At 52.4% G+C, this 12,733-nt stretch carries 9 protein-coding genes; 6 read left to right on the top strand and 3 right to left on the bottom strand.

Translation table 11 applies throughout. The annotated features are described in order from the left end of the window. The first annotated feature begins 395 nt into the window (after positions 1-395). The 6 genes from caiT (at position 396) to caiE (ending at position 7,472) form a co-directional block, all read left to right on the top strand. A complete protein-coding gene (gene caiT / locus OGX99_RS03230) occupies positions 396-1,913 on the top strand; it encodes an L-carnitine/gamma-butyrobetaine antiporter (RefSeq protein ID WP_151216712.1) in 1,518 nt (505 codons plus the stop codon). A gap of 34 nt (positions 1,914-1,947) precedes the next feature. Then, positions 1,948-3,090, top strand: a complete 1,143-nt coding sequence (gene caiA, locus OGX99_RS03225; RefSeq protein ID WP_005124373.1) for a crotonobetainyl-CoA dehydrogenase — start codon at positions 1,948-1,950, stop codon at positions 3,088-3,090. Positions 3,091-3,195: 105 nt separating this feature from the next. Continuing rightward, complete coding sequence (gene caiB / locus OGX99_RS03220) at positions 3,196-4,413, top strand: L-carnitine CoA-transferase (protein ID WP_151216711.1); 1,218 nt, start codon at positions 3,196-3,198, stop codon at positions 4,411-4,413. 62 nt (positions 4,414-4,475) lie between these two features. After that, positions 4,476-6,029, top strand: a complete 1,554-nt coding sequence (gene caiC / locus OGX99_RS03215; RefSeq protein ID WP_151216710.1) for a crotonobetaine/carnitine-CoA ligase — start codon at positions 4,476-4,478, stop codon at positions 6,027-6,029. 54 nt (positions 6,030-6,083) lie between these two features. Next, on the top strand, positions 6,084-6,869 hold the full coding sequence (gene caiD, locus OGX99_RS03210; protein WP_116360653.1) for a crotonobetainyl-CoA hydratase: 786 nt from the start codon (positions 6,084-6,086) through the stop codon (positions 6,867-6,869). Positions 6,870-6,875: 6 nt separating this feature from the next. Further along, on the top strand, positions 6,876-7,472 hold the full coding sequence (gene caiE, locus OGX99_RS03205; RefSeq protein ID WP_286542660.1) for a carnitine operon protein CaiE: 597 nt from the start codon (positions 6,876-6,878) through the stop codon (positions 7,470-7,472). Positions 7,473-7,548: 76 nt separating this feature from the next. Here caiE and caiF read toward each other — a convergent pair whose 3' ends face one another. From caiF to carA, 3 genes are all read right to left on the bottom strand, one after another. Beyond that, positions 7,549-7,944: a carnitine metabolism transcriptional regulator CaiF gene (caiF, locus tag OGX99_RS03200; protein WP_151216708.1), complete on the bottom strand. Its 396-nt coding sequence runs from the start codon at positions 7,942-7,944 to the stop codon at positions 7,549-7,551. 272 nt (positions 7,945-8,216) lie between these two features. After that, complete coding sequence (gene carB, locus OGX99_RS03195; protein ID WP_151216707.1) at positions 8,217-11,444, bottom strand: carbamoyl-phosphate synthase large subunit; 3,228 nt, start codon at positions 11,442-11,444, stop codon at positions 8,217-8,219. 17 nt (positions 11,445-11,461) lie between these two features. Then, positions 11,462-12,610 (bottom strand): glutamine-hydrolyzing carbamoyl-phosphate synthase small subunit, encoded by a 1,149-nt coding sequence (carA, locus tag OGX99_RS03190; protein ID WP_286542658.1) that lies wholly within the window; start codon positions 12,608-12,610, stop codon positions 11,462-11,464. Positions 12,611-12,733 lie beyond the last annotated feature (123 nt).

Raw genomic sequence — 12,733 nt, 5'->3', positions numbered from 1 at the left:
CTTAATCACCAATATTGAAAATGTCACACATTGAAATTCGTAACTTTCAATAGTGTTACGCACCTCACCAATATTGAAAGAATTACGACAAATATAAAAATTTTCAATATTGTCTGCGGGTTCAACAATATTGAATGCCAGCCACTTAAAAAAGTTAAAAAACCACAGATAACACACTGATTAACAACAAAAAACAGCATGAATTTAAGCAAATTAACCAGCGTAAAAAAGTGTGACACAGATAACAGAACCACCCGAAATGAATACTCATTATGAGTTACTCACTGAGGCGCCCCAGAGGTTAAAAAGTTATCAACAAATCATTAATAATAAATAAACAAACGATCACACACGGGCACGCTAAATAAATTTCGTTTTCACACTGGAATTCACTTATGAAAAATGAAAAGAGAAAGTCGGGAATTGAACCGAAGGTTTTTTTTCCGCCATTAATAATAGTTGGAATACTTTGTTGGCTAACAGTAAGAGATCTCGATGCCGCTAACGTCGTTATTAATGCGGTATTCAGTTATGTCACCAGTGTCTGGGGCTGGGCATTTGAATGGTATATGGTCGTCATGCTCTTCGGCTGGTTCTGGTTGGTTTTTGGCCCGTATGCCAAAAAGAAATTAGGCGACGAAAAACCGGAGTTTAGTACCGCCAGCTGGATCTTTATGATGTTCGCCTCCTGTACTTCAGCAGCGGTACTGTTCTGGGGCTCCATCGAGATCTACTACTATATCTCCACCCCACCGTTCGCCCTGGAACCCAATTCCACGGGTGCGAAAGAGATAGGTCTGGCTTACAGCCTGTTCCACTGGGGACCGCTGCCATGGGCAACCTACAGCTTCCTTTCCGTGGCCTTCGCCTATTTCTTCTTTGTGCGCAAGATGGACGTCATCCGTCCTAGCTCCACGCTGGTACCATTAGTGGGCGAAAAGCATGCGAAAGGGCTGTTCGGCACCATCGTTGATAACTTCTACCTGGTAGCGCTGATTTTTGCGATGGGTACCAGCCTCGGTCTGGCGACACCGCTGGTAACCGAGTGTATGCAATGGCTGTTCGGTATTCCGCATACACTGCAATTAGATGCCATCATCATTACCTGCTGGATCATTCTGAACGCCATTTGCGTAGCCTGCGGCCTGCAAAAAGGAGTCAGAATCGCCAGCGACGTACGTAGCTACCTGAGCTTCCTGATGCTGGGCTGGGTGTTTATCGTCAGCGGCGCCAGCTTCATCATGAACTACTTTACCGACTCGGTCGGCATGCTGCTGATGTATCTGCCGCGCATGCTGTTCTATACCGATGCCATCGGCAAAGGCGGCTTCCCGCAGGGTTGGACCGTCTTCTACTGGGCATGGTGGGTCATTTACGCCATCCAGATGAGCATCTTCCTGGCACGTATTTCTCGTGGTCGTACCGTACGTGAACTGTGCTTTGGGATGGTGCTGGGCCTGACCGCTTCTACCTGGATCCTGTGGACAGTCCTTGGCAGCAATACCCTGCTGCTGATGGATAAAAACATTCTCAACATCCCACAGCTGATTGAACAACACGGCGTGGCGCGCGCCATTATCGAAACCTGGGCCGCCTTGCCATTCAGCACCGCCACCATGTGGGGCTTCTTCATCCTTTGTTTTATTGCCACCGTCACGCTGATTAACGCCTGCTCTTATACCCTGGCGATGTCCACCTGTCGCGAAGTCCGCGATGGTGAAGAACCACCGCTGTTAGTGCGTATCGGCTGGTCCGTGCTGGTCGGCATCATCGGTATCGTTCTACTGGCGCTGGGCGGGCTGAAGCCAATACAGACCGCGATTATCGCCGGAGGATGCCCGCTGTTCTTCGTCAATATCATGGTGACGCTGTCCTTTATTAAAGACGCCAAAGTGCACTGGAAAGACAAGTAATTCTTATTAACCCAATTGATCAAGAGGCTGAAAGATGGATTTCAACTTAAATGACGAGCAGGAGCTGTTTGTCGCCGGTATTCGTGAACTGATGGCCAGTGAGAACTGGGAAGCTTATTTTGCCGAGTGCGATCGCGACAGCGTCTACCCTGAGCGTTTTGTTAAAGCGCTGGCGGATATGGGCATCGATAGCCTGTTGATTCCGGAAGAACACGGTGGACTGGAAGCGGGTTTTGTCACCGTGGCCGCCGTCTGGATGGAACTCGGCCGCCTGGGCGCGCCAACCTATGTGCTGTACCAGTTACCGGGGGGTTTTAACACCTTCCTGCGTGAAGGGACCCAGGAACAAATCGATAAAATTATGGCGTTCCAGGGAACCGGTAAGCAGATGTGGAACTCTGCGATCACCGAACCGGGAGCGGGATCGGATGTTGGCAGCCTGAAAACCACTTATACACGTAAAAATGGTAAGGTTTATCTTAATGGCAGTAAGTGCTTTATCACCAGTAGTGCCTATACCCCTTACATCGTGGTAATGGCGAGAGATGGCGCATCGCCGGATAAACCTGTTTACACCGAGTGGTTCGTTGACATGAGCAAAGCGGGCATCAAGGTCAACAAACTGGAGAAACTCGGTCTGCGCATGGATAGCTGCTGTGAAATCACCTTTGACGACGTTGAGCTGGACGAGAAAGACATGTTCGGTCGGGAAGGTAACGGTTTCAATCGCGTAAAAGAAGAGTTTGACCATGAACGCTTCCTCGTCGCACTGACCAACTACGGTACGGCAATGTGCGCGTTTGAAGATGCGGCGCGCTACGCCAATCAGCGCGTGCAGTTTGGCGAAGCTATCGGCCGTTTCCAGCTGATTCAGGAGAAGTTTGCGCATATGGCGATCAAACTGAACTCCATGAAAAACATGCTGCTGGAAGCTGCCTGGAAAGCGGATAACGGCACCATTACCTCGGGTGACGCGGCAATGTGCAAATACTTCTGCGCCAACGCGGCATTTGAAGTGGTAGACACCGCCATGCAGGTGCTGGGCGGAGTGGGTATCGCGGGCAATCATCGCATCACGCGCTTCTGGCGTGACCTGCGCGTTGACCGTGTTTCTGGTGGTTCTGACGAAATGCAGATCCTGACGTTGGGTCGTGCGGTATTGAAGCAATACCGTTGATTCGTTCGTTTCGTAGGTCGGATAAGGCGTTAACGCCGCCATCCGGCAATATGCCCGGTGGAGCTGTGCTTACCGGGCATACAAAAAAATGCCAGGAGCAAAATTATGGATCACTTACCAATGCCAACCTTTGGCCCACTTGCCGGGGTACGAGTTGTATTTTCAGGGATCGAGATTGCCGGTCCGTTCGCCGGACAGATGTTCGCCGAATGGGGTGCTGAGGTTATCTGGATTGAAAACGTTGCGTGGGCCGATACCATCCGCGTACAGCCTAACTATCCGCAGCTCTCACGTCGTAACCTACACGCCCTGTCGCTGAATATTTTCAAAGATGAAGGTCGGGAAGCATTTCTGAAGCTAATGGAAACCACCGATATCTTCATTGAAGCCAGTAAAGGCCCGGCCTTTGCTCGTCGCGGAATTACTGATGAAGTGCTGTGGGAACATAACCCGAAACTGGTAATCGCCCACCTTTCCGGCTTCGGCCAGTTTGGGACCGATGAGTACACTAATCTTCCGGCATATAACACTATCGCGCAGGCGTTCAGCGGCTATCTGATCCAAAACGGCGACGTTGATCAGCCGATGCCTGCTTTCCCGTACACCGCCGATTACTTCTCAGGAATGACCGCAACGACAGCGGCGCTGGCTGCCCTGCACAAAGTACGCGAAACGGGCAAAGGTGAAAGCATTGATATCGCCATGTACGAAGTCATGCTGCGTATGGGTCAGTACTTCATGATGGATTACTTTAACGGCGGCGAAATTTGCCCACGCATGACCAAAGGCAAAGATCCGTATTACGCTGGCTGCGGCCTGTATAAATGCGCCGATGGTTATATCGTCATGGAGCTGGTAGGCATCACACAAATCAATGAATGCTTCAAAGATATCGGCCTCGCCCATATTCTTGGTACGCCAGAAGTCCCGGAAGGTACCCAGCTTATCCATCGCGTGGAATGCCCTTATGGCCCGCTCGTGGAAGAGAAACTGGATGCGTGGTTGGCAACGCACACCATCGCCGAAGTGCAGGCGCGCTTTGCAGAGCTGAATATCGCCTGCGCGAAGGTACTGACCATTCCGGAACTGGAAGGCAACCCGCAGTACGTTGCTCGTGAATCTATTACTCAGTGGCAAACGATGGATGGTCGCACCTGCAAAGGACCGAATATCATGCCGAAATTTAAAAACAACCCGGGGAAAATCTGGCGTGGCATGCCGTCACATGGCATGGATACCGCCGCCATTCTGAAAAACATTGGTTATAGCGAAGCAGACATAAATGAGCTGGTCGGCAAAGGCCTGGCCAGAGTTGAGGAATAAACGTGACGCGCTGACCCGCGAGTGGGTTAGCGCTCACGCCTGATTTCAGTGGATAAAGCAATATGGATATCGTTGGCGGACAAAACTTACGTCAGATGTGGGACGACCTGGCCGGGGTGTACGAAGATAAAACGGCGTTAATTTTCGAATCCTGCGAAGGAAACGTTCGGCAGTTTAGCTATGCCTCGCTCAATGAAGAGATTAACCGCACGGCGAACCTTTTCCATTCCTTAGGGATCCGCAAAGGCGACAAGGTCGCGTTGCATCTTGATAACTGTCCGGAATTCATCTTTTGCTGGTTTGGGCTGGCAAAAATTGGCGCCATTATGGTGCCGATTAATGCCCGATTACTGGGCGAAGAAAGCGCCTGGATCCTGCAAAACAGCCATGTGAGCCTGTTAGTCACCAGTGCCCAGTTTTATCCTATGTATCGCCAGATACGGCTGGAAAATACGACTCCGCTTAATCATATTTGCCTGATTGGCGAGCAACTTCCGGTTGACGACGGCGTGAGCCACTTTACCCAACTGCAAGCCCGCCAGTCGACTACGCTGTGTTATACGCCCGCGTTATCCACTGATGATACGGCAGAAATTCTGTTTACCTCTGGCACCACCTCACGACCTAAAGGGGTTGTCATTACCCACTACAACCTGCGATTTGCCGGCTATTACACCTCCTGGCAAATCGCCCTGCGTGATGACGACGTCTACATGACGGTGATGCCCGCTTTTCATATCGACTGTCAGTGTACGGCGGCCATGGCGGCATTCTCTGCAGGCAGCACCTTTGTGCTGTTGGAGAAGTACAGCGCCAGGGCGTTCTGGGATCAGGTACGTAGATACCAGGCGACGGTCACCGAATGCATTCCGATGATGATCAGAACCCTGATGGTACAACCCGCGGCCCCAACGGACAGACAGCATCGCCTGCGCGAAGTGATGTTCTATCTCAATTTATCCGAGCAGGAAAAAGACGCCTTTACCGAACGCTTTGGCGTCAGGCTGCTGACGTCCTACGGTATGACCGAAACCATCGTTGGCATTATTGGCGATCGCCCAGGAGACAAACGGCGCTGGCCCTCTATAGGTCGCGTGGGTTTTAGCTATGAAGCCGAAATCCGTGACGATCAAAACCGTCCCCTGCCCGCCGGAGAAATTGGCGAAATCTGCATTAAAGGCGTGCCGGGCAAAACTATCTTCAAAGAGTACTATGCGCAGCCGGAGGCTACCGCCAAAGCGCTGGAACCTGAGGGTTGGTTACATACCGGAGATTCGGGTTACCAGGATGCGGACGGATTTTTTTATTTCGTCGACAGGCGCTGCAACATGATTAAACGCGGCGGGGAAAATGTCTCCTGCGTCGAGCTGGAAAATATTATTTCTGCGCACCCGAAAATTCAGGACATTGTGGTTGTCGGTATAAAAGATTCGATCCGTGATGAAGCCATTAAAGCATTTATCGTGCTCAATGAAGGTGAAACATTAAGCGAAGCTGAGTTCTTTAGCTTCTGCGAAAACAATATGGCGAAATTCAAGGTTCCCTCGTTTATGGAGATAAGAACCGACCTGCCACGCAATTGTTCAGGAAAAATAATCAAAAAAAATCTGAAATAACCCTTCCGGCTGGAATTCCTCCTGCCGGGAAATTTATTTATCTGGAGATGAACTATGAGTGAATCATTACATCTGACCCGTAATGGCCCGATCCTGGAAATTACTCTCGATCGTCCTAAAGCCAACGCTATTGACGCAAAAACCAGTTTTGCCATGGGGGAAGCTTTTCTTCATTTTCGTGACGACCCGGAATTACGCGTCGCGATTATCACCGGCGGCGGTGAGAAATTCTTTTCTGCGGGCTGGGACTTAAAAGCAGCGGCCGAAGGTGAAGCGCCTGATGCCGACTTTGGCCCCGGCGGTTTTGCTGGTTTAACCGAAATTTTCGACCTCGATAAGCCGGTTATCGCCGCAGTTAACGGCTATGCGTTTGGTGGCGGTTTTGAGCTGGCGCTGGCAGCGGATTTTATCGTCTGTGCGGAAAATGCCAGCTTTGCGCTACCAGAAGCCAAACTGGGGATCGTACCTGACAGCGGCGGCGTACTGCGTCTGCCTAAACTGCTGCCACCGGCTATCGTCAACGAAATGGTGATGACAGGCAGACGAATGAGCGCAGAAGAAGCGCTGCGTTGGGGTATCGTCAACCGCGTTGTCAGCCAGAGCGAGCTGATGGATAGCGCGCGCGAACTGGCGCAGCAGTTGGTGAATAGCGCCCCGCTGGCTATCGCCGCACTGAAAGAAATTTATCGTGCGACCAGTGAAATGCCGGTAGAAGAAGGCTACCGTTACATCCGCAGCGGAGTACTGAAGCACTATCCGTCGGTGCTGCACTCAGAAGATGCGCTCGAAGGACCTCAGGCATTTGCAGAAAAACGCGATCCGGTGTGGAAAGGACGCTGATAACCGATGAGCTATTACGCCTTTGAAGGCCTGATTCCGGTAGTGCATCCAGAGGCGTATGTTCATCCCAGCGCCGTGTTGATTGGTGATGTGATCGTGGGAGCTGGCGTCTACGTCGGCCCACACGTCTCACTGCGCGGTGACTATGGTCGCCTGATTCTGGAGGCGGGTTCTAACTTGCAGGATGGCTGCATCATGCATGGTTATTGCGACACTGACACCATCGTGCATGAAAATGGGCACATCGGCCACGGTGCAATCCTGCACGGTTGCGTGGTGGGCAGGGACGCGCTGATCGGCATGAACAGCGTAATTATGGACGGCGCGGTGATTGGCGAAGAGAGCATTGTCGCCGCCATGAGCTTTGTCAAAGCCGGATTTCAGGGGGAAGCAAGGCAACTGCTGGTCGGTTCACCTGCTCGCGTACTGCGTGAAGTCACTGACCAGGAACTGCACTGGAAGCGACTGAACACTAAAGAGTATCAGGACCTTGCGGTCCGCTGCCGGGCAGGTTTACGTGAAACGCAGCCATTAACGCAGGTCGAAGAAAACCGGCCGCGCCTGAAAGGCACGACGGACGTGAAACCCAAATCAGCCCAGTAATCTATGCCGGATGCGCTAACGCTTATCCGGCCTACGAATCAATCACCGTTAACGCTACCATCAGGTAAGCGAATCATTAGCGACGCATACTTTTTGACAGCATCATCTGCCATTTCTGCTCACGGTTGAGCTCTGTTGGCGGAACGCCAGACAGTCGCGGCGTTTTCGCCACACTCACCTTTTTTTCCTGCAAATTGTGGCTCAATCGGTTGTAGAGGTGGGAATCAATACTGATGACTTTCACCAGACGCTGGCACTGGCAGCCCCGGCCTGCAATCTGATTAGGGATCATCTTAACTTCACAAACAATTTCTCCCACTTCCGACAAAATATAAGAGAGCGTATTAATTGCCTTGCAGTGTTCAATATCAAAATGGCGGGAAATTTCCTTTGCGGTGATCCAACGATCTTCAGCCATCATCCAGTCAGCAATTAACAAATAAAGCGGTCTTTCAACATATTTTTCACACATAAGCACACCATTTCACAAATTAAAAATCTGGCTACGGCCTGTCCAAATTAATAAAAACTAAGCCATATTAAAATTGTGGATATAAAAGATAGTATGCGACTTGAATGTTGATTAGTGTGAGCAATATCGTGCTTATTACATTGAAAATGTGGTTATGAAACTGCATTTGGCCAGGAATGACCTTACGAGAGGTAAAAAAGGGTTTCTTTACAGAAACCCTTTCAAGATAATATTACAGGTCCGGTTAACGCAATTATCACCGGCCCCTTTGCTTATGCCTTTTTGATCTGCGCGTGCATTTCCTGCACCGAGGTCACCTTCTCAGTGGCATCGGCATTCAGCGCCATCGCCGTCGCGAAACCGCCGTTCAAAGTGGTGTCATAATGCACTTTGTACTGCAGCGCGCTGCGGCGAATCAGCTTAGAGTCTTCAATCGCCTGACGACCTTCGGTGGTGTTGATGATGTAAGTGTACTCGCCATTCTTGATACGATCCTGAATGTGCGGACGCCCTTCATGCACCTTGTTCACCAGACGTGGGTTGATACCCGCTTCGCCCAGCACAATTGCCGTGCCGTGCGTTGCATCCAGCTCAAAACCAAACTTCAGCAGCTTCGCCGCCAGGTCAACCACGCGCTCTTTATCGCCTTCGCGAACGGAGAGCAGTGCACGACCCTGTTTTTTCATGGTGGAGCTGCTGCCCAGCTGTGCCTTGGCGAACGCTTCTGCGAAGGTACGACCCACGCCCATCACTTCCCCGGTAGAGCGCATTTCAGGCCCTAACAGCGGGTCAACGCCCGGGAACTTGTTGAACGGCAACACCACTTCTTTTACCGAGTAGTATGGCGGGATAACTTCTTTGGTGACGCCCTGCTGTGCCAGCGTTTTTCCGACCATTACGCGCGCCGCGACTTTCGCCAACGGTACACCCGTTGCTTTGGAGACGAATGGAACGGTACGTGCCGCACGCGGGTTGACTTCAATCAGGTAAACTTCGTTATTCTTCACCGCAAACTGGACGTTCATCAGACCGCGAACCTGCAGTTCGAAGGCCAGTTTCTGCACCTGCTGGCGCATTACATCCTGAATTTCCTGGCTCAGCGTGTACGCAGGCAGAGAACATGCGGAGTCACCAGAGTGTACGCCCGCCTGTTCGATGTGCTCCATGATGCCGCCAATCAGCACCATTTCGCCGTCGCAGATAGCATCCACGTCCACTTCAACCGCATCATCAAGGAAACGGTCCAGCAGCACCGGTGCATCGTTAGACACGCTGACCGCAGTCTGGAAGTAGCGACGCAGGTCGGCTTCGTCATAGACGATTTCCATCGCGCGACCACCGAGAACGTAGGATGGGCGCACCACCAGCGGGTAACCAATTTCTTTCGCCTTCTCAACAGCCTGTTCAATGGCCGTCACGGTGGCGTTCGCCGGTTGTTTCAGCTTCAGACGGTCAACCGCGTGCTGGAAGCGCTCACGGTCTTCCGCACGGTCAATGGCATCCGGGCTGGTACCGATTACCGGCACGCCTGCTGCTTCCAGCGCGCGCGCCAGCTTCAGCGGAGTCTGGCCACCGTACTGCACAATAACGCCTTTCGGCTTCTCGATGCGCACGATTTCCAGTACGTCTTCCAACGTTACCGGCTCGAAGTACAGACGGTCGGAGGTGTCGTAGTCGGTAGAAACGGTTTCCGGGTTACAGTTGACCATGATGGTCTCAAAACCATCTTCGCGCAGTGCCAGCGAGGCGTGTACGCAGCAGTAGTCAAACTCGATGCCCTGACCGATACGGTTTGGACCGCCGCCCAGCACCATGATTTTATCGCGGTCGACGGACGGATTTGCTTCACACTCATCTTCATAAGTGGAGTACATGTAGGCGGTGTCGGTGGCAAATTCTGCTGCGCAGGTATCCACGCGCTTGTAGACCGGATGCAGATTGTACTGGTCACGCAGTTTGCGAATTTCCGCTTCGCGAACGCCGGCCAGTTTCGCCAGACGCGCATCGGCGAAACCTTTACGTTTCAGCATGCGCAGGAAGTCAGCGTCGAGGCCGTTGATGCCAAGGTCGGCTACTTTTTCTTCCAGGCGTACCAGTTCTTCAATTTGCACCAGGAACCAGCGGTCGATGTTGGTCAGGTTGAACACGCCGTCGACGGACAGGCCCGCGCGGAAGGCATCGGCGATATACCAGATACGCTCTGCGCCCGCGTCTTTCAGCTCGCGGCGAATTTTGGTCAGCGCTTCAGGATCGTCCAGGCTTACTTTCGGGTCGAAGCCGGTCGCGCCCACTTCCAGACCACGCAGCGCTTTCTGCAGCGATTCCTGCTGGGTACGGCCAATCGCCATCACTTCACCGACAGATTTCATCTGCGTGGTCAGACGGTCGTTAGCGCCAACGAATTTCTCGAAGTTGAAACGGGGAATTTTCGTCACAACGTAGTCGATGGACGGCTCAAACGAAGCCGGAGTGCGGCCGCCAGTGATGTCGTTCATCAGCTCGTCGAGTGTGTAACCTACCGCCAGCTTGGCAGCGACTTTAGCAATCGGGAAGCCGGTTGCTTTGGACGCCAGCGCTGAGGAGCGGGACACGCGCGGGTTCATCTCAATAACAATCAGACGACCGTTTTTCGGGTTTACCGCAAACTGGACGTTAGAGCCGCCGGTTTCCACGCCGATTTCACGCAGTACCGCCATCGAGGCGTTACGCATGATTTGATATTCTTTGTCGGTTAACGTCTGGGCTGGCGCCACAGTGATGGAGTCACCGGTATGGATGCCCATCGCGTCGAAGTTTTCGATGGAGCAGACGATGATGCAGTTGTCGTTTTTATCACGAACCACTTCCATCTCGTACTCTTTCCAGCCAATCAGCGATTCATCAATCAGCAGTTCGTTGGTTGGGGAAAGGTCCAGACCGCGTTCACAGATTTCTTCGAACTCTTCACGGTTGTAGGCGATACCACCGCCAGTGCCGCCCATGGTGAAGCTAGGGCGAATAATGCACGGGAAGCCAACGTCAGCGGCAACTGCCAGCGCTTCTTCCATGGTGTGAGCGATGCCTGAACGCGCGGTGTCGAGACCAATCTTCTTCATCGCGATATCGAAGCGACGACGGTCTTCCGCTTTATCAATGGCATCCGCCGTCGCGCCAATCATGGTCACACCGAACTCAGCCAGTACGCCCTGGCGCTCCAACTCCAGCGCGCAGTTCAGCGCTGTCTGGCCGCCCATGGTTGGCAGCACCGCATCCGGGCGCTCTTTCTCAATAATTTTGCGTACCACTTCCCAATGAATCGGCTCGATATAGGTGGCATCGGCCATTTCCGGGTCGGTCATGATGGTTGCCGGGTTAGAGTTCACCAGAATAACGCGGTAACCCTCTTCACGCAGGGCTTTACACGCCTGTGCGCCGGAATAGTCAAACTCACACGCCTGACCGATAACAATCGGACCCGCGCCCAGAATCAGGATACTTTTTATGTCTGTACGTTTTGGCATGGCTCTTTTACTCCTGATTATTTCGCGGACTGACGGTATTGCTCAATTAACTCGATAAAGTGGTCGAACAGCGGTGCGGCATCGTGCGGACCCGGGCTCGCTTCCGGGTGCCCCTGGAAACTGAACGCCGGTTTGTCGGTGCGATGAATCCCTTGCAGGGTGCCGTCGAACAGCGACTTGTGGGTCACGCGCAGGTTAGCCGGCAGCGTGGTTTCATCAACCGCAAAACCGTGGTTCTGCGCGGTAATCATCACCACATTTTTATCAATGTCTTTTACCGGGTGGTTACCGCCGTGATGGCCGAACTTCATCTTGATGGTCTTCGCACCGCTCGCCAGCGCCAGCAACTGATGGCCGAGGCAGATGCCAAATACCGGAATATCGGTTTCGAGGAACTTTTGAATTGCCGTGATCGCGTAATCACACGGTGCCGGGTCACCAGGGCCGTTAGACAGGAAGATACCGTCCGGATTCATCTTCAGAACGTCTTCAGCGGAGGTTTTCGCTGGAACCACCGTCAGGCGGCAGCCGCGGTCCGCTAACATACGCAGAATGTTACGTTTAGCGCCGAAATCGTACGCCACAACGTGGAACGGCAGTTCATCGGTAGATTTGGCTTCCGGCAGGTCACCGGCCAGTGTCCAACTACCTTGCGTCCAGCTATACGGCTCCGCGGTGGTGACTTCTTTCGCAAGGTCCATACCATTGAGGCCCGGGAATGCTTTCGCTTTTTCCAGCGCCAGCACGGCATCCGGGTTATCGCCCGCAATGATGCAACCGTTTTGTGCGCCTTTTTCACGCAGCAAACGCGTCAACTTACGGGTATCAATATCAGCAATCGCCACAATGTTATGGCGCTTGAGGTAGGAAGAGAGGTCTTCGGTATCGCGGAAGTTGCTGGCAATCAGCGGCAGGTCGCGGATGACCAGGCCTTGCGCATGTACCTGAGAAGATTCAGCATCGGCTTCATTGGTGCCGACATTACCGATATGAGGATAAGTAAGAGTGACGATTTGGCGGGAATAGGAAGGATCAGTGAGGATTTCTTGATAACCGGTCATTGAAGTATTGAAAACGACTTCCCCAACCGCCGAACCTGTTGCCCCTATGGCCCGACCGTGAAACTGGGTTCCGTCTTCCAGAACCAATAGCGCTGACTTAATCAAAACACCCTCCAGAGAATATTCACTCACTTTATTTGCATATTAATTCATTTACACATCATGAATCAATGCAAATTTGCTTACCTATGGATTTCTGGCAAACGGCGGCATTCTAGAGACAGCCCA

This window comes from Citrobacter sp. Cu096 (assembly GCF_030332285.1).
GTDB lineage: Bacteria > Pseudomonadota > Gammaproteobacteria > Enterobacterales > Enterobacteriaceae > Citrobacter > Citrobacter meridianamericanus.
Note: the sequence above shows the minus strand (reverse complement) of the source record. Positions and strands in the feature narration are given on the sequence as shown.

Excerpts from the sequence above, each read along its gene's own strand:
- caiT (WP_151216712.1), top strand. The coding sequence starts at position 396 with ATGAAAAATGAAAAGAGAAAGTCGGGAATTGAACCGAAGGTTTTTTTT.
- caiA (WP_005124373.1), top strand. The coding sequence starts at position 1,948 with ATGGATTTCAACTTAAATGACGAGCAGGAGCTGTTTGTCGCCGGTATT.
- caiB (WP_151216711.1), top strand. The coding sequence starts at position 3,196 with ATGGATCACTTACCAATGCCAACCTTTGGCCCACTTGCCGGGGTACGA.
- caiC (WP_151216710.1), top strand. The coding sequence starts at position 4,476 with ATGGATATCGTTGGCGGACAAAACTTACGTCAGATGTGGGACGACCTG.
- caiD (WP_116360653.1), top strand. The coding sequence starts at position 6,084 with ATGAGTGAATCATTACATCTGACCCGTAATGGCCCGATCCTGGAAATT.
- caiE (WP_286542660.1), top strand. The coding sequence starts at position 6,876 with ATGAGCTATTACGCCTTTGAAGGCCTGATTCCGGTAGTGCATCCAGAG.
- caiF (WP_151216708.1), bottom strand. The coding sequence starts at position 7,944 with ATGTGTGAAAAATATGTTGAAAGACCGCTTTATTTGTTAATTGCTGAC.
- carB (WP_151216707.1), bottom strand. The coding sequence starts at position 11,444 with ATGCCAAAACGTACAGACATAAAAAGTATCCTGATTCTGGGCGCGGGT.